Consider the following 16,870-nt stretch of genomic DNA (forward strand, 5'->3'; position numbering starts at 1 on the left):
CACCGGCCCAGCACGAACGAAGGAAACCATGATCGTCCGTTCACTGCAAGAGATCATCGGCACCGAGCGCGAAGTGCGGGGCCCCGGGTGGAACAGCCGTCGCCTGGTGCTCGCCCGGGAGAGGGCCGGCTTCTCCGTGAACGACACCGTGGTCGACGCGGGCGCCGAGCTCGAGATGTCCACCGAGGAGGACCAGTGAGCGACAGCGCTCCCGAGCCCGACCACGAAGGTGAGCCGCTCCGCGGATTCGCCAGCGACAACAACGCCTCCGTGCACCCGGACATCATGGCGGCGCTGACCGCCGCCAATGTGGGTCACCAACCCGCCTACGGCGCTGACCTCCACACCGCCCGGCTGCGCGAGCTGATCAAGGACTATTTCGGCGAACGCGCCGAGGTCTATCCGGTCTTCAACGGCAGCGGCGCGAACGTGGTCGGGCTGCAGGCCATGTGCGACCGGTGGAGCGCCGTCATCTGTCCGGAGTCCGCGCACATCAACTTGGACGAGTGCGGCGCACCCGAGAAAGTGGCCGGGCTCAAGGTGATCCCGGTACCCACCCGGGACGGCAAGTTGACGCCGGAGCTGCTCGACCGGTACGCGTGGGGTTTCGGCGACGAGCACCACGCCCAGCCCAAGGTCGTCTCCCTCACCCAGAGCACCGAGCTCGGCACCCTCTACACGCCCGAAGAGATCGCGGCGATCGGCGCGCTGGCGCACGAGCGCGACATGCTGCTGCACGTGGACGGCGCCCGGCTGGCCAACGCGGCGGCGGCGCTCGGCCTGCCGCCCCACGCGTTCACCACCGACGCCGGGGTGGACGTGCTGTCGTTCGGCGGCACCAAGAACGGTCTCATGTTCGGCGAGGCGATCGTGGTGCTCGAGCCCGACGCGGTGCGCGGCATGCCGTACCTGCGCAAGGCCGCGCTCCAGCTGGCCTCCAAGATGCGGTACGTGTCGGCGCAGTTCGTCGCCCTGCTGGAGGGGGATCTGTGGCTGCGCAACGCCCGGCACGCCAACGCGATGGCGGCCCGGCTGGCAACGGCCGTCGCCCGGGTGCCCGGAGTCGAGATCGTGCGGCCGGTCCAGGCGAACGCCGTCTTCGCGGTACTGCCCCGGGAGGTCACCGAGCGACTGCGGAAGCGGTTCCGCTTCTACATCTGGGATGAGCGCACCGGCGAGGTCCGCTGGATGTGCTCGTTCGACACCACGGAGGCCGATGTGGACGCCTTCGCAACGGCAATCGCCCAGGAAATGGCCGCTCAGCGACCGGCTCACTCAGAACGATGACAAAACACCGGACGGGACGGCACACGTAGTGTCGTCCCGTCCGGGCATCCGCCAGGAGGTCTCCATGTCGGCAATCACCGAAGGCGCGGCGCGGCTCGCGCGGCATCCGGTGACCAGATGCCTCGCCGCGTGCTTGCTCGCCGCCGCCGGCCGAGCCCTACGCTCGAGCACAGCGAATTCCGGCAATGCATGCGCATAACGCCATGGGCGAGCATACCCCTGGCACACCGAATCCGAAACGGATAGAGCTCAGCCGCGCAGGGTGGTGACCGTGACCAGCGAGGGCTGGAGGAACGACCCGTAGACCTCGATCGACACTCCACCGGTCGGGGATTCTCCCGCCCACCGGGCATGCTCGGTGATCCCCTCGCCGAGCAGCGCTTTCGCGCCCGGCGACCAAGCGACGGCCACCTGGCTCAGCGCCGGTCCGAGATTCAGGTTCGCGATCGCCGCGGATTCATTGTTGTCGAAGTAGACCTCCGTGCCGCCCGGGAAAGGGTTTACCGCCACGGCGGACGCGCTCGCCCCACCGAACGCGGCGGCAGACCCGCCTGCCACAACCGCTACCAAGACCGTCATGACCCGTTGACGCATCGAATTTCCTTTTCGTGTAAGCACACCAGCTGTTCAGCCGGTCATGTCACCTTTGCCGAGCGGGCATCGTTCGGCAATTCGATGTGGCGCTGATCACACTCAGCTTACGGTGTGCTGCCGACGGCCGCGAACGTATTCGCGTGATCGGCGGCCCATTCGGCGAAAGTTCGTACACGGCCGAGAATTTCGATAACGTCGGCGGTGACGATCGCATTGTGCCCAGCACGCACATACGCCTGCCCCGCCAGCGCACCTTCGGCGAATTCGACGGACATTCCGGACGCGAGCATATATGCGCGCGCTTCGGTTTCGGGAATATCGGTCACATCCACCGGGCGGCCGGTGACGGTGGCCAAAGTCGCGGCCAGGTCGCGCGTGGTAAGCAATTCCGGGCCGGTGAGGGTGTACACGCGGCCCGCGTGGTCGGCGGAGATCAGCGCCTCGACGGCGACTCCGGCGACGTCACGGGGATCGACGACACCCTGTGCGGCGTCGCCGGTCATATTCGGCACCGGCTGTCCGGCCCGGATCGCGGCGGCCCAGCTCAGGGTGTTGGAGGCAAAGGAGCTGGGACGCAGGATGGTCCAGTCGACACCGCTCTCGCGCGTGGCCTGCTCACCCGGCAGATGCCAGGTGCCGACGCGGCCGAGTCCGCTGTCGCCGGTGCCGATGGCGGAAAGTTTGACGATGCGGCCGACCCCGGCGTCCCGTGCCGTGGTGATCAGCGCACGGTCGAGCTCCACGTACTCCGGGCCCAGCACGCCGACGATGAACGCGGCCTCCGCACCGGCCATCGCCTTCGCCATGGACGCGAGGTCGGTGTAGTCGCCACGCACCACTTCGACGCCTGCGGGGACGCGGGCCCGGTCCGGGTCGCGGGTGACGGCACGGATTGCGGTCTCGCGCTCGCTCAGCTGCCGGACGATTTCACTGCCGATGGTGCCGGTCGCACCGGTGATCACGATCATGCGAATCACCGTGCCGGGCGTTCGCGCAGGTCTCTAGGAAATTCCGGCACACCTGACGGGCACCGGGCTGCCTACAGTGGATGCGGTGACCACCCTGTTGCTCCCGGCCGTCGTGACCGCCGAGTCGGTCGAGACGTCCGAGGCCGCGCCGGAGTCGCTGCGGCCGTGGCTGGCCGAACTCGGCCGCATCCCGACCGTGCTCGACCTGTCCGACCCGTTCGCGCACGTGCCGCAGACCGCCACCACGATCGTGCTGCGCACCGAGCACGGCGAGATCGGCGACCACCGTGTCGCGCTGGTCGTCGGGCCGCAGACCAAGGCGAGCTACTCGCGCGCGAGCAAACCCGCGGGCTGTGTCCGCTTGCGGCTGGCCCCGGGTGCGGTCCCCGCGCTGCTCGGCGTTCCGGCGTCCGACCTCACCGATCGCGTACTGCGACTGGACGACCTGCCCGGTCCGGTCGCGCACCTGGCCGCCGAGCTGATCGAACTCGACCACGACGAGGTCGTGGCATACCTGGAGAACGAGCTGCCGCGCCGCATCCCCGACGATCCGGTCCGGCGCGCCCACCGCAGACTCCTCACCACCGCCGTAGCCGTCATCGCCGCCGACCACCCGCTCTCCGTCACCGAGTTGGCCGCGCGCCTCTCGGTCAGCGAACGCCAACTCCGAGCTCTGTTCACCCATGGCATCGGCGTCTCCCCCAAACACTTCGCACGCATCAACCGAGTCCGCCAGGTCCTGTCCCGAACCGACGGCACCCCGTTGGCCGATATCGCCACCGGCACGGGCTATTACGACCAGTCCCATATGACAGCCGACTTCCGCAGCCTGATGGGCGTCCCGCCCACCTCATACCTCCGAGGTGAGATCCCGGCCCCTTCCCCATGCCGAGCGCTCACCCGTCTCCGCTGAAAGGGGCACCATCGGTTTCGTTTCCGTCGAATTGATTCGCAACGTCAGCTGACCGACCGCCCTCTCCCGGGGCGTGCGCTTACCCGCTACCGCGGACTCGGTGTGCGGCACGCTCGCAATACAGCCGTTCGCAGGGGAGGCGGGGTAAGCCCTCTGCGCCGTCCGGGAGGATTTCGACCGCGTCGGGGTAATGGGCGTGCCGCCATTCGCGCGCGAATGTCACAGCCGCCGTGACGCATGCGGCGAAATCCATTCGAAGACCGTGCAGGAATACGCTCACGTGGACGTCGTCCGATGGGTTCGTGCAGGGATCGCCGCACATCAGGCACCTGATCCCGGTGCGGGCGTCGCGCGATCACTTACTATTTCAGCGACGTTCGATTCGATGCGGCGGAAGTACCGGTAATCCTCGCGGCTGACGATCACCGCCGCGACGCGTGTCGCGCATGATGAATAGTCGCAGTCGTAGTGCAACGCGAGCGCCTTCCTGGCGTTAGCGGGACTGGATACCGCCCACTGCGGATTGTCGTGCGCCAGCCGGGACCGCAACCCCTCGACGCGGAGGAACCACCGAGCGCGAGCGACGTCATCCGACATGAGTTGTTCCCGACCTGCGCCGAGTACGCGGCATCTGATCCGCCCATGCCCGAACGGCCTCGACCACCAAGTGACCCGATGGGCGAAAGGCATTGCGCGGCGGCACGACCCAATGCCGGATCGCTCCCACCGCAGCGGTGGGCGAAGGCAGCGCGATCGTCGCCCCGGACCGCGCGACCGCCACGTCCAGCCGGAACAACTCGGCGAACAACCGCACGTCATCGGGCAGATCAGGCTGCGTGAGAAAGGTCCACCGCCCCGAACGCGGATGCCCCACGATCGGCCCGAGTGCGACACCTCCGCTCTGCATGTGCGATTTCACCGCCTGCCCGAGGCGAGTTGGCATCGTCATCGCCCCCACCGATCCCGCGCGCATGACTATTCGCCCGAGTTCCGGCGGATCGACCACAGCGGGGAGGCCGCACTCGCGCCGGTAGAACAGGCACCGCGACAACGGTGTATCTCCATGCGTTTCCATCTGTTCCCCTCTCGCAACAGAAAGACGGTTGACGAGCGCCCGGTTCCGCCGACCCACGAAAGCAGCCGACCCTCCAGAGCACGCGCGCAGCACAGCAGTCCCCCGCCACGCATGGGTGATCCAATGAGTGATTCGCGAAAACTGTCTCGTTTCCCCAGGTGACCACCCATACTTGCTGTTCGGTGGCACCCGTGGCGCCGCAGCAGCGTCATCCATAGCTCGGGGGTGGGGCCACCCACAAATGCAGTGCTTGCCATCTACCAGAAGGGGACAGCAGCCGTGGTCAAGCCGCTCACCAGGGGGAATTCGCAGCGCAACACCGTTTCGTCTTCATCTATTGCGCGAAGTCCGGGCGTACCACATCGGCAACTGGGCCGCGTCTTACGTGCGATGCGCCTGGAGTCCGGCCTGTCGATCCTGATGGCCGCGAAGGCGATCAGTCGGGGGTCCGGCACATTGCAACGGCTCGAGACGGGCAACGCGAACAAGATCTCCGATTCCGACATCGATAACCTGTGTCGGCTCTATCGACAGCCTGAGCGGGCAAGTGAGCTGAAAGCGCTCGCTGCTCAGCGAATGGAGCCGAGTTGGTGGGACGAGTACACCGACCAGGTTGCACCTAGTTTCGGGGTGTATCTCGGCTTGGAGTCTGCGGCCGAATCGGTGACCATCTACCGGCCGGATATCGTGTCCGGCTTGTTCCAGACGCGCGAGTACGCCGAGGCATTGGACCGGGTGTACTTCGTTGATGATTTGCCCGAAGAGCGCGAGCGGCGTCTTCGCGTACGACGGGAGCGCCAGAACCTCATACTGCGCACAGTCTCTCCCCTCCACGTCGACCTCGTGATCGATCAAGGAGTTCTGCGGCGAGTAGTCCACGGTCCCAGAGTGATGGCGAGACAGTGCCGCCACCTCGCAGACTTGCCGCCGAACGTATCGGTGAGAGTGCTGCCCGACACGGCAGGCTACCCAGTGGGTACGACGGCCGGGCCGTTCACGATCCTTGATTTCGGTACCAGCAGCGATGGCAAGGCGCTCGAGCCGCCTGTCGTGTACATCGAGAGTTACGCGGGCAGTATTCATCTCGAAAGGCCGGACAGCGTGCGCCGTTATCGCAACGCCTTCCAAAAGATTCAGCGAGTAGCGTTGGGGCGAACCGAAAGCAAGCGCCTGCTACGACAGGTGGCAAAGGAGTACGCGCCATGAGCATGGACCTATCCGGGACACGCTGGTTCAAGAGCAGCCACAGCGGCGGCAAGGACGATTGCGTCGAGGTCGCGTACCTGGAAGGCGGCATGGTCGGCGTGCGGGACTCCAAGAACCCGGCCGAAGCAGCGCTAGTGTTCACATCTGGCGCGTGGGACGCATTCACCGCGGACGTACTCCACGGCGGTCCTAAGGGGTCGTGATCTGAAGTCCGGTACGGTGGCGTGATCCGTCGCCGCCGGGCTTCCTCGCACTGCGTGGATACACGCGCTTCGGCTCAGCACTCTTCCATCCGAACGAGGACAGAGATCGGCAACCGCCGCGACTACTATCGAGATCCGCATGCCCCAGGCCGAACAACCTAGTGCCGGGTGGCTCCGCTCTGATCGTCGACAGCATCGGGGCGATTCTCATGCAGCGCCGAGCCAACTTCGGCAACTGGTCCCTGCCCGGCGGCACCATTAGCACATCCGCCTCCGCGCGAGTCGGCAAATGGGCCGGTCCGCATCGGCAGCAGGCTGTGCAGCGTCCGCGGACATGGCGTGCGGCCGGACCAGGCGGCAATTCGATACGAGGCCGATCACACGTCGACGGATGCGGCCATTCGTGCCCGGAATGCGGGGGGTGCGAACGTTTCCGCGTGGGCGCGGATGACGTGGGGGTCGTAGTGGGCGGTGTCGAAGTTCGCCATTGCCGTGGCCAGGCGGGTGACGATGTCCGGATCGGCGCCCGGAGCGATGTGTTCGCCTGTCGTGCCGGGTCTTACCGTGTCGAGCGCGCCGCCCGCGCCGATGGCGATCACCGGAGTACCGCAGGCCATGGCTTCGACCGGGACAATGCCGAAGTCTTCCACGCCGGGCATGAGCAGGGCTTGGCATCGTCGGTACATGTCCCGCAGAGTGTCGGTAGAGGTGGCGCCCAGAAAAGTCGTCTCAGGTCCGGCGAGAGCTCCGAGCTGAGCCCGGAAGCGTCCGTCGCCCAGCACGACCAGCCGTTTCCCGGCGAGTTGGGCGGCTCGGATGGCGAGATCGGCGCGTTTGTAGGGAACGAGGCGACCGGCGTAGAGAAAGAAGTCCTCGCGGGCGCGTGTGGGATCGGGGGTGAAGCGGTCGACATCGACGGGCGGATTGATCACGGTGGCGGGCACGCCCCACCAGTCGCGGATCCGGTCGGCGACGGCGGTCGAGTTGGCGATCACCCGGGCCAGGCGAGGCGCGGCTCGCAGCTCGGCGTGGCGGGCCAGTGCGCCCAGGGCGCCGAGAGCGATCTGGCCGGCCTGTCCACCGGCTTCGCGGATACGGAACTCTCGATCCCAGGCCCATCGGGCAGGGCTGTGCACGTAGGCGATCACGGGCGCGTCGGTGGCCAGTGCGGCCTGGGTGGCGAATGAGTGGTGGCTGACGACCACCGCGTCATAGCCCCGCAACGGCATACGTCGCAGGGAACGGGGGACGAGCGGCAGCAGAGGGGCGTGCCGACCGCGGGTCAGTATGTGGGCGCGGGATAGCCAGCTGTCGTGGACGTGCTGGACGGGCGGCCGGATTCCGCTCGGCATGGCAATCGGCGCGTAGATGTCCGCGCCGGGCCAGGTGCGGGCGAACTCGCCAACCACGGCTTCGGACCCGCCGAATTCGGTGAACCGTTCGTGGACGATGGCGATGCGGGGTGCGGTCATCGGGATGCGCTCGTTTCGATCTGTCGCGGTGCTGCGGTGCGGCGAAGGGCGGGAGCTACCGGTCGTCCGCGCAGCAGTCCGTCGACGGTGCCGCGTTCGAGGGCGGTGCGGTACACCTGTGCCGCCTCCGCGCAGGCCGCCAGGGTGGCGGCGATCGCGTCGTGGTCGTGTGCCGCCGAGGTGACGAAGGATTGCCCGAGCACTCCGCGTTGGAGCAGTTCTTGCAGGAACAAGGTGCGGAATGCCTGGCTGGGTTTTCCGTGGGAATCGAGGGTTTCGAAGATGAGGCAGGAGGAGCGACCGCGGGCCCGGAGGTGGTCACCGATGCCCAGTTCGTCTGCTAGCGAGGCGAATCCGGTCGCCAGTGCGGCGCCCGCCGTTTCCATGCGGGAGATCGGATCGCCGGTCCGGTAAGCCGCGGCGACCGCGCGGAAGGCCGCGAGCCCGCTGGTTTCCGGGCCGTGCGTGGTGGACAGCAGGAATACGCGGTCGGCACCGGTGCGCAGGCCGCCCAGCTCCAGATACTCACGTCGTCCGGCGAGGGCCGAGATGGGGAATCCGTTACCCATGGCCTTGCCCCAGCAGGACAGGTCGGGAGTCACGCCGTAGACGGACTGCGCGCCGCCGGCGGCCCAGCGGAATCCGGTGATCATCTCGTCGAACACCAGCAAGGTGTCGTGCCGATCGCACAGCGCGCGTACCGCTTGGAGGTAGCCGGGCTCGGGTTCCGCCGTTGCGGTGGCCGCCTCCATGACGACCGCGGCCACGCTGTCGCCCGCCAGGACCGCGGCGAGAGCGTCGACGTCGTTGAAGGGGAACCGGACGGTATCGGCGCCGACATGATCGGGGATGCCCGCCGACATCGGTGTCGTCGCGATGAACCAGTCGTCGACCGAGAAGAACGGCTGCTCGCAGACGGCGATCCGCTCGCGGCCGGTCACGGCCCGGGCCAGCCGGACGGCGGCGGTGGTGGCATCGGAGCCGTTCTTGGCGAACTTGACCATGTCCGCACCGGGAACGAGGTCCAGGAAGTCCTCGGCGGCGAGCAATTCCAGCTCGGTCGGCCTGCTGAAGTTCACTCCGTCGGCGATCGTGGTCGTCACGGCATCGAGAACCGGTGCGTAGCCATGGCCGAGGGTGACCGAACGTAAACCCATTCCGTATTCGACGTACTGGTTGCCATCAGCGTCCCACACGCGGCATCCTCTGCCGCGCACCAATATCGGCGCCATCTGCTCGGGATACTGGTCGGCTCCGCGGGCGTAGGTGTGAGCGCCGCCGGGCACCAGCTCGTGCAGCCGACGTTGCAGCACATTGCTTCGGGCGAACCCGTGGTGCGGTGGGACGTCGGCGTGCAGATTCATCTGGTGCTCCGTGTGCGGTGCGGGCGGGATACCGGCGGGAAGCCGGGATAGCAGAGCGGAAGTGTCGGACCGGGCTACGCTCCGGCGCCGAGCGGGTCGCGGGACCGGCCGGAGGCGTTGTGGTCGTGCGTCGGGGCGCACCCGGTCGCCGAACTCACGGACTCGGCCCTCGACGGGTCGGCACGTCATCCGGGGGCAGCCGTGCCGGCCGGATGACTGTACGCCCAAAGGTCGTGATCGCCGCGGGGGCCGAAGACATCGAGGTGCCCGCGCATCCGCCCCTCCTCGGCGAACCCGGCCGCGGCGGCCGCGGCCGCCGCGGCCGCGTCGGATACCGGGATCGCGGTGGCTATGCGGAGGATCCCGAGCCGTTCGGTCGCATGGTGCACCAGCAGGCGGAGCACGCGTGCCCGGAGTTCCGGGCGGGCCGAGGCATCGGTCCAGATGCTCAGCCGGATGTTGCGATCGAACATGTCCAGCCCGTGCAGCCGGGCTTCACCGACGAAGCGGCCATCGTCCAGGATCGTCAGCGTCAGCCCTGGCCGGGAACGCAAACCCGTTCTCGCTTCGGCGAGTTCGGCCAGCCAGTGGCGCACGGAATGCCGGCGCAGCCAGGCGGCGGGTGATATGTGCGGATCACGTGCCAGCGTCGCACGGTTGCGGATACGGGCCGCGCGGCGCTGCCGGAAGTCGGAGACACGGCGTGATCGCACCAGCACACCGCCGCGGTCATCGGAGTCGGTGACCGCGATGGCGGCGCTGCCGCGCAGCCACCGGAACACCCGCCGCAATCGGGATAGCTGGTACCGCAGATGCGCAACCGCGATGCTCATGGGGGGCGGCCCGTGCGGGTCGGCAGAGGCGGCGGGCAGTCGCGTCGTCGTCGGGTGGAGGCGTTGCCGGGCCACATAGTCGGAGGTGAACCCGTGGTCGGGCCGATCGGCGCGGGTCACCGCCCACAGCTCGTGGTCGCGGCGTGCGCCACCGGCATCGAAATAGGCGCGCATCCGGGCTTCGTATCGCAGGCCCGCCGCGGCCGCGATCTTGGCCGCGGCGATGTTGCCGGGCGCGATCGGTGCGCTGATTCGCATGAGACCGAGGCTGTCGAATCCGAAGACCGTCATCATGGTCAGGACGAGGGCGCCGATGCCGCCGCCCGCGACGGCGGAGCCGATCCAGATGCCGAGCTCGGCGCTGCCTGCCGCCGCGTCGATCGAGGCCAGTTCGACCTGTCCGGCGAACCGACCGGCCACCTCGATGACCATGCTCATCCGTCGCCCGGCGCGGGCGTCGGCCCGGTTGTCGAGGCATTCCCGCACCCAGTGGCGGGCGGTGTGGCGGGCGGGCCAGTCCTGTTCCGAGCTGACCCAGTAGGGCTCGATGATCGCGCGGTCACGGAGCCGGATCCGCCGCCACTCCGCGAAATCGTCGAAGCGCGGCGGCCGCAACCGCACCGCCGTACCGACGGGACCGGTGATGGCAGGCTGCGCTTCGATGCGGCGGTGCCGTCGTCGGGTCATCCGCCGGGACGCTTCCTGCCGAGCGCTACCGTGCTCAGCTTCCCGTCGTCGGAGACGGTAAGCCGCCAGTATCCGCCGTCGGGCGCCTTGAGCACGGGACCGTTGTCGGCGTGCTCGCAGACCCAGGTTCCGTCGGCGGTCACCGCGGCGCGGACGGCGCCGTCGCCGCTCTGTGCCTGGAACACGTCCGCGCCGTGCGGCCCCGCTTGGGACACCACGGTGCCGGTGAAGCGCGGCGTGCGCATGCCCTTGCGGCCGATGACGTTCCAGCCGGTCGGAAACGTCTCGACGGGAATGTCGTCGGTGATCCCGGAGATCAATCCGACCGCGGTGCCTTCCGGACAGCCGACGGGATCCACGCGCACCGGGATGCCCGGCGGCCGCGACTCCGCGTCGAAGATCACGTTCGCCAGATACGGCTGTCGGCAGTAGTTCAGTTCGATCCCGACCGAACGGGCCGCGACCTTCGCGTTGACCATGCCGAACTGCGCTGGTCCGCCGCGCCCGTTCGCACCGACCGACAGGGCGACCTCGGCTCCTTCGAACCACACGTTGGTCAGCCACCAGTCGTTGGCGGCGCCGTCGACCCGCAGGTGGCGGTCGGTGGTGAGCGGATTCTGGTCGGAGACGAATTCGACGTTGGTGAGTGCCAGCCCGGCGTTGTGGTCGTTGCCGGTGCCGAGGACGCCGGTGTGATTGCTGGTGAACTTCGAGGAGGTGACGTAGTTCTGGATACAGGATGTGGTCAGTCCGATCCCGAAGTTGTTGATATCGCAGTTGATGAAGGCGGTGCCGCCGGTGTTGTCGCGCAACACGACGCCGCGCTGGGTCAGGTACTGCGGATGGTTGTCGCTGAGGTGGTTGCCGCGCAGTACCACCGCGTCGAAGGAGCAGCGGAAGCATTCCGACAGCTCGACCGCGGTCGAGCCGGGACCTGTGGTGAAGATCCCCAGCCTGGCGAAACGGATTCGGCTGCGCTTGCGCAGCCGCACCAGAGTGCCGTTGCCCGCGTAGACGATAGTGGTGACGTCGGCGCCGTCGCCGAGAATCGTGGCATAGTCCGGCAGATCGGGCATCGACTCGACCCGGTAGTGCCCGGCGGGCAGGTAGAGCACCAGCGGCCCGATCGGATCCGCGGCCACGGCTGCGGCCAATGCCTTGGTGTCGTCGGCGATTCCGTCTCCGACGGCTCCGAAATCCCGGATGTTGCGCGCTCGGGGCGCATCGGTGGTGGGCGACCGGAACTGCGGGTCGTCCGGCTCGGCTGTGCCGCAGGCGGCGGTGAGCGGAATCGCGGCCGCCGCACCCAGAGTCGCGGCGAGCAAACGGCGCCGCCGGAGAAAGTCGTCGCTCATACTTTCAACCTTTCCACCAGCCGGTCCACCGCCGAACCGGGTGTGCGGTGGCTGACCATACCGGTCAGCCCGGCCGTGCCGAACGCGGTGAGGGCGGCACGCAACTGTGGTTCGGTGAGGCTGCCGAGATCGGCGACGCCGAGGACGGCATCGGATAAGGGCGCCACGGCGACCGCGTCGGCGGCGGAGCCGACCGGCGCGGTCTCGATGACCACGCGGTAGTAACGCTCGCGCAGATCGGCGATGAGATGAGCGAAGTGCTCCGAGGCGATCAGGTCGGAGGTGTCCGGCTCGATGTGCCCGATCGGCAGCACCGCGACCCCGGTCCCGCCCCAGTCGTCGGTGATCGCCCGATCCAGTGGTACGCCGCCGCGCAGCAGTGTCGTCAGGCCCGGACCTGGCATGGCACCGGAACTTCCGCCGCCGGAGGTGTCGGCGTCGACGAGGATCACCGGATGACCGGCATCGGCGAAGGCCAGCGCCAGGGTGTTCGCCACCTTTGATTGCGATCGGTCGGTGAGGCTGGTGCATTCGATGATCTGGGCGCCCCGCAGGTGATTGCGCAGTCGTCGGGCCGCCTCGGAGGTGGATTCTCCGTGGTCGAAGGCGGCGACCACCGGGACCGGCGCGACCTCGGCGAGGTTGCTACTGGTGCGAATACGACGGTCGGTGCGTTCACGCAGAAATGCGGCCGCGAAGCCGAGCAGCAGTCCACCGAACAAGCCCATGGCGACGAACCGGCTCGTGCCGGGGCCTGACGGAGCGGCCGGTAGCCGGGCACGGTCGACGACCGAGACGCGAGCGGCGGGAGCAGCGCCTGTTTCGATGGATTCGAGACTGTCGACCAGAGCACGGAACTGGGCGACCGTGGCGTCGGTGAGATCACGCGCCCGCTGCGCGGTGGGCGCGGAGACCGCGATTTCCAGGATCGTGCTGGCGGGCGGCGACGAGGCGGTGATCCGGCCGCGGAACTCGTCCGGCGATTCCGTCAGCCCTTGATCGTGGACGACCCGCTCGGCGACCGCGGCGCTGGTGGCCAGTTCGAGATAGGACCGCACGCGCTGCTGGGCCGCCAGGCCGCCCTGGTAGGAGTCGTTGACCGAGGTACCGGTGGCCATCGAGACGTACATGGTGCTGCTGGCGACGTATGTCACGGCGCGGGAGGAGGCGTACCAGACGCCGGCCACCGTGACGGTCAGCGCGATCGCGGCGATCAGCACCCACCGCCGCCGAACGATGTGCCAGATATCGATCAAACCCATGGACTGCGACCTCATGTCTTCGTAACTGCTGAAGCGTGCGCCGGTGCCGGGAGCGGCGGCGGGCGGCGGCGGAATTCCGTGACGATCAGATGGACGAACCAGGCGAGCACGGCCGACTGCGCGAATTTGCCGAGATTCTCGAAGCTGCCGAGGATGCCGCGTTCGAACAGGGTGGAGGCGCCGGTGATCGCCAGGCCCAGCACCAGGACGGGGAAGTACCGCGAATACAGCGATCGCTCCCAGGCGAGCAGCAGCACGAAGGTGAACACGACGGCGACGACCACGCCCGCCTCGCCGCCGAGCACATAGCCTTCGTTGACGTTGCCCTCCGCCAAGGACACCGACACGGTGCTCATATCCACCGACGCGCCACGCACGTCGTTCGCCCAAGCCGTGCCGGATTGGAGCTTCTCGGCGCCGAGCACCTGCGCCGGGATCAGGCTGAGGCTCGCGTGGTGCAGTACTTCGCCGGGGGACAACCAGCCGCGTGGGCCGACGAAGTAGGCATCGGTGGCGGCTTCGAGTAGGTCGAAGCGCCGCAGCATACTCAGGAACGGCCGGACGTCCGCCGGGTAGCGGGAGTCGACGAGGGTGGCGTCGAGCGCGGCCGTGCCGGAGTTCTTGAACGACTGCAGCCAGCCGAATCCGGCGACGCCGAGCACGCCGATCAGTGCCACACCGATCGTGGTGCGCCGGTTCCAGCCGAGCATCGAGAACCGTACGGCCAGCGCGAGTGCGGCGGCGAGGATCGGTGTCTTGGACTGCACGGCCGACGACCAGTACAGTTCGCCCGCGAAGAGCGCGCCGAGCACCAGCGCCGTGGTCTGCGGCCGGGCGGGCCGGAGGAAGACGATCATCCCGAGCGCCGCGATCCCGGCGAACGTGGCGACAAAACTGAGCAGGGGATTGCCGCTGCTCACCTCACCGGCAGCGCCCAGCGATCCGGTGGCCACAGAGGCCGCCCGCCCCAGAAGCCCGAGCGCGTAGAGCGCCAGCAGAGTCGGCATCACGTCGGGATCCGCGACCGCGGCCGGGACGGAGCGAGGCGGGTGCCGACGCCGCCAGAGCGCGTAACCGATCACCAGCAGCGCGTAACACCACAAGCCGAACACGACGTGGTCGAGCACCAGACCGATGCCGCGGTCGTACCCCAGACCAGCCAGCCGGGGGTCGGAGATGTTGTCGCCGTAATGCGGGTCCGGCTGCACCCCGAGCAGCACCAGCGGCCGCGCCACGTAGGACAGCGACCAGAAAAGGGCCTGCGCGATGAAGAACACGCGGGCGATGCCCGGAACCCACAGTGCGGCCACGGCGACCGTGATCAGTGCGGCCGCGACGGCGGCTACATCGGTGTAGGCGTTCAGTTCCCGACCTCCGCGGCGAGGCCGACGATCTGCCGGGCGCGATCCACGTAACGATGCCCCGCGGCGGTGATCCGCCGGTGCCCGGCCGCCGCGACCTCGGCCGCCCGCTCCGGGTGGGCGGCAACCCAATCGAGAATCGAGACCAGCTCGTCGGTGCCGTCGAACAGGAAGCACTCGACGGTGTCGCGCAACAGGTCGGCGTGTTCGCCGGTGCGTTCACCGACGAACAATCCACCGGCGGCGGGCACCTCGAAGCTACGGCAGGTGTGGGTGTCGCGGTTGCCGGAGTTGAGCAGCACCAGATTGGCTGTCACCTCGGCGATCGCGGCCGAATACGCGGGACCGTACACCGCGCCGCCGACGACGGCGCGGGTGGCGCGCAACTCCGGAACGCGGCGCCAGCCGGGGCCGCGGACCAGCAGGCGCGGTCCGTAGCGGCGTGCCAGGGACACCAATTCGGCGCGGCGGTCGGGCCGGCACACTCCGATGAAACCGACCAGATAGTCATCGGCGCCGCGGCGGGCCGCCGGATGATGCCAGGCCGGGTCGTAAGCGCTGAGCACGAAACCGGCGGCCCGGGCGCCACGCGCCCGCAACTCCGGCACGTTGTGCTGTTTGGTGGTGACGATCAGGTCCCAGCCGGGTTCCGCGGCCAGGTAGGCGTCGGTGAGGTTCTCGGGGTTGGACACGTCGTCCGGGCTGTAGTGCACGTGCAGTGCGGCGGGTACGTCGAGCAGTCGCTGCTGGTCCAGATGGATCCCCTTGAACACGAACAGCATGTCGGGCCGGAACGTGGCAGCGTTGCGTTCGATCTGGGTGTGTACTCGTTCGATCGTGCGCCGGTCGCGCCGACCGGTCGCCTTCGCGTACACCCACGGTGGCGACAACCTGGCCGGGAGCGTCACCGGTGTGGAGTCGACCACGAGGACGTCATGGCCGGCTTGCCGGAAGCCGTCGGCGAGCGAACGTGCGTTGCTGCCGAGCCAGTCGTCGCCGACGAACAGAATTCTCATGGTCAGGTTTCCTTCCTGGGCACGACAGGCAGCGGCACGGTGTCGGCTTCGGCGTGGTCGCGGCGGGCCAGGAACCGCATCCGCAGCAGATGCCAGGTGGCGACGGTGATTTCGGCCAGCAGCAGGCCGTAGACCAAGGTGTGCACCGAGCGGGTCCAGACGGTCAGCAGCAAAGCGCCGATGGCGACGAGAGTGCCGAGCAGCGCCCCGATCAGGACTCCGGTGGTGTCCTGGCGCACCGGCAGGATGGCCGTGGTGATGAACGAGGTGACCGTCGTGGCGGGCAGGATCAGCACCTCGATCCGCAACAGACCGGTGGACGCGGCGAATTCGGTACCGAAGACCAGCCGGATCAGCAGGGGCGCGGATAGCCAGATGCCCGCTGAAGCGAGCGCGGCGACGGCGACGGTCACGGCCAGCGCCTGTGTGCTGTACCGCCAGAACCCGAGATGGTCGCCGCGTCGGGCCATACGTGGCAACAGTGCGAAGCCGATGGCGTCGAGCAGTGATTGGACCGCGCGCACCAGGCGGTCGCCGGCCGAGTACAAGCCCAGCGAGACGGCGTCGAGCACGGCCGAGTACAGCGTCGCCGCACCCTGCCCGTAGCCGGTGACCAGCAACCGGGAGACGAACACCGGCACGCTGCGGCGCAGCACGACGCCGTAATAGCGGGGACGGGCCGGCGCCCCGTACCGGCGCCAGGCATCCCACCATGTCAGTGCCACCGTCGGCACCGAGGACAGCAATAGGCACAGCAAGGCGACGTGCGGATTCGGCAGTTGCGGAAGCAGGCCGACCAGCAACCCGAGGTAGCACAGCCGCCCGACGCTCTGGTAGGCGGTGGAGGTGCCGAACCGCCCCTCACCGATCAGCAGCCAGTCCTCCGACAGGGACCAGAAGCCACCGACGAACAGGCCGAGCAGCACCATCTGCGCGGCCTCGGGCACGCGCACGGCAAAGGCTACGGCGAGCGCGACACCGAACAGCGTCGCCGTGGCGAGACGGATGGCCAGATAGTCGCCACGCAGCTGGTTCATCTCCCGCAACCGGGTGTCCCTGCGCCCGTTGATCTCCGGAACGCGGGCGGACAGGAACTGCGTGACGCCCAGATCCACGACGAGCGAGCCGATGAAGTAGGCCGACATGCCGATGGCGAGCAGGCCGAGGCCGTGGGCGCCGAGTACCCGGGCGATCAGCGGCACGGTGACGACCGTGACGATGTACTGACCGTATCTGCCGAAACTCACCAGTGCGATATCGCCGAGTACCTCGAA

17 protein-coding genes are annotated in these 16,870 nt (G+C 68.3%); 5 read left to right on the top strand and 12 right to left on the bottom strand.

Translation table 11 applies throughout. From position 1 onward, the window contains the following. Nucleotides 1–28: 28 nt before the first annotated feature. Together NNI01S_RS33320 and NNI01S_RS08415 are read left to right on the top strand one after the other, a co-directional pair. The gene (locus tag NNI01S_RS33320; RefSeq protein WP_084488638.1) at nt 29–199 is read left to right on the top strand and encodes an ectoine synthase; all 171 of its coding nucleotides are present in this window, start codon (nt 29–31) and stop codon (nt 197–199) included. After that, entirely contained in the window at nt 196–1,287 is a 1,092-nt protein-coding gene (locus tag NNI01S_RS08415; RefSeq protein WP_063019193.1) for a threonine aldolase family protein, read from the top strand. The genes NNI01S_RS33320 and NNI01S_RS08415 overlap by 4 nt, the downstream gene beginning before the upstream one ends. Nucleotides 1,288–1,536: 249 nt before the next feature. Here NNI01S_RS08415 and NNI01S_RS08420 read toward each other — a convergent pair whose 3' ends face one another. Together NNI01S_RS08420 and NNI01S_RS08425 are read right to left on the bottom strand one after the other, a co-directional pair. Next, a complete protein-coding gene (locus NNI01S_RS08420; RefSeq protein WP_157114654.1) occupies nt 1,537–1,881 on the bottom strand; it encodes a hypothetical protein in 345 nt (114 codons plus the stop codon). A gap of 104 nt (nt 1,882–1,985) precedes the next feature. Further along, nucleotides 1,986–2,849: an NAD(P)H-binding protein gene (locus NNI01S_RS08425; RefSeq protein ID WP_063019458.1), complete on the bottom strand. Its 864-nt coding sequence runs from the start codon at nt 2,847–2,849 to the stop codon at nt 1,986–1,988. An 85-nt stretch (nt 2,850–2,934) separates the two neighbouring features. Between NNI01S_RS08425 and NNI01S_RS08430 the strand changes: the two genes are divergently transcribed. Further along, nucleotides 2,935–3,762 (top strand): AraC family transcriptional regulator, encoded by an 828-nt coding sequence (locus NNI01S_RS08430; protein ID WP_169812941.1) that lies wholly within the window; start codon nt 2,935–2,937, stop codon nt 3,760–3,762. Nucleotides 3,763–4,083: 321 nt separating this feature from the next. On the opposite strand, the gene NNI01S_RS34375 is transcribed toward NNI01S_RS08430, so the two are convergent. Both NNI01S_RS34375 and NNI01S_RS08435 read right to left on the bottom strand, forming a co-directional pair. Continuing rightward, the gene (locus NNI01S_RS34375) at nt 4,084–4,359 is read right to left on the bottom strand and encodes a hypothetical protein (protein WP_157114656.1); all 276 of its coding nucleotides are present in this window, start codon (nt 4,357–4,359) and stop codon (nt 4,084–4,086) included. Further along, complete coding sequence (locus tag NNI01S_RS08435) at nt 4,349–4,711, bottom strand: hypothetical protein (RefSeq protein WP_245676029.1); 363 nt, start codon at nt 4,709–4,711, stop codon at nt 4,349–4,351. Before NNI01S_RS08435 ends, NNI01S_RS34375 begins: the two co-directional genes overlap by 11 nt. A gap of 372 nt (nt 4,712–5,083) precedes the next feature. Here NNI01S_RS08435 and NNI01S_RS08440 point away from each other — a divergent pair, with 372 nt between their 5' ends. Both NNI01S_RS08440 and NNI01S_RS08445 read left to right on the top strand, forming a co-directional pair. Next, nucleotides 5,084–6,043, top strand: coding sequence for a helix-turn-helix domain-containing protein (locus tag NNI01S_RS08440; protein ID WP_245676030.1), 960 nt, complete (start codon nt 5,084–5,086; stop codon nt 6,041–6,043). Then, nucleotides 6,040–6,246, top strand: a complete 207-nt coding sequence (locus tag NNI01S_RS08445; protein ID WP_063019210.1) for a DUF397 domain-containing protein — start codon at nt 6,040–6,042, stop codon at nt 6,244–6,246. The genes NNI01S_RS08440 and NNI01S_RS08445 overlap by 4 nt, the downstream gene beginning before the upstream one ends. Nucleotides 6,247–6,623: 377 nt before the next feature. Here the strand turns inward: NNI01S_RS08445 and NNI01S_RS08450 are convergent, their stop codons facing one another. From NNI01S_RS08450 to NNI01S_RS08485, 8 genes are all read right to left on the bottom strand, one after another. Then, nucleotides 6,624–7,718: a glycosyltransferase gene (locus tag NNI01S_RS08450; protein ID WP_063019212.1), complete on the bottom strand. Its 1,095-nt coding sequence runs from the start codon at nt 7,716–7,718 to the stop codon at nt 6,624–6,626. Then, nucleotides 7,715–9,082, bottom strand: coding sequence for a glutamate-1-semialdehyde 2,1-aminomutase (locus NNI01S_RS08455; protein WP_063019213.1), 1,368 nt, complete (start codon nt 9,080–9,082; stop codon nt 7,715–7,717). The genes NNI01S_RS08450 and NNI01S_RS08455 overlap by 4 nt, the downstream gene beginning before the upstream one ends. A gap of 185 nt (nt 9,083–9,267) precedes the next feature. Next, entirely contained in the window at nt 9,268–10,602 is a 1,335-nt protein-coding gene (locus NNI01S_RS08460) for a GNAT family N-acetyltransferase (RefSeq protein WP_063019214.1), read from the bottom strand. Then, the gene (locus tag NNI01S_RS08465) at nt 10,599–11,957 is read right to left on the bottom strand and encodes a glycosyl hydrolase family 28-related protein (RefSeq protein ID WP_063019215.1); all 1,359 of its coding nucleotides are present in this window, start codon (nt 11,955–11,957) and stop codon (nt 10,599–10,601) included. The genes NNI01S_RS08460 and NNI01S_RS08465 overlap by 4 nt, the downstream gene beginning before the upstream one ends. Then, on the bottom strand, nt 11,954–13,219 hold the full coding sequence (locus NNI01S_RS08470) for a Wzz/FepE/Etk N-terminal domain-containing protein (RefSeq protein ID WP_063019216.1): 1,266 nt from the start codon (nt 13,217–13,219) through the stop codon (nt 11,954–11,956). The genes NNI01S_RS08465 and NNI01S_RS08470 overlap by 4 nt, the downstream gene beginning before the upstream one ends. An 11-nt stretch (nt 13,220–13,230) precedes the next feature. Then, nucleotides 13,231–14,529, bottom strand: a complete 1,299-nt coding sequence (locus NNI01S_RS08475; protein WP_157114657.1) for a hypothetical protein — start codon at nt 14,527–14,529, stop codon at nt 13,231–13,233. 50 nt (nt 14,530–14,579) lie between these two features. Further along, a complete protein-coding gene (locus NNI01S_RS08480; protein ID WP_063019218.1) occupies nt 14,580–15,596 on the bottom strand; it encodes a CgeB family protein in 1,017 nt (338 codons plus the stop codon). Between the two features lie 2 nt (nt 15,597–15,598). Further along, entirely contained in the window at nt 15,599–16,852 is a 1,254-nt protein-coding gene (locus NNI01S_RS08485) for a lipopolysaccharide biosynthesis protein (protein ID WP_063019461.1), read from the bottom strand. Between the last annotated feature and the right edge of the window lie 18 nt (nt 16,853–16,870).

The organism is Nocardia niwae NBRC 108934 = DSM 45340 (genome assembly GCF_001613465.1).
Lineage (GTDB): Bacteria > Actinomycetota > Actinomycetes > Mycobacteriales > Mycobacteriaceae > Nocardia > Nocardia niwae.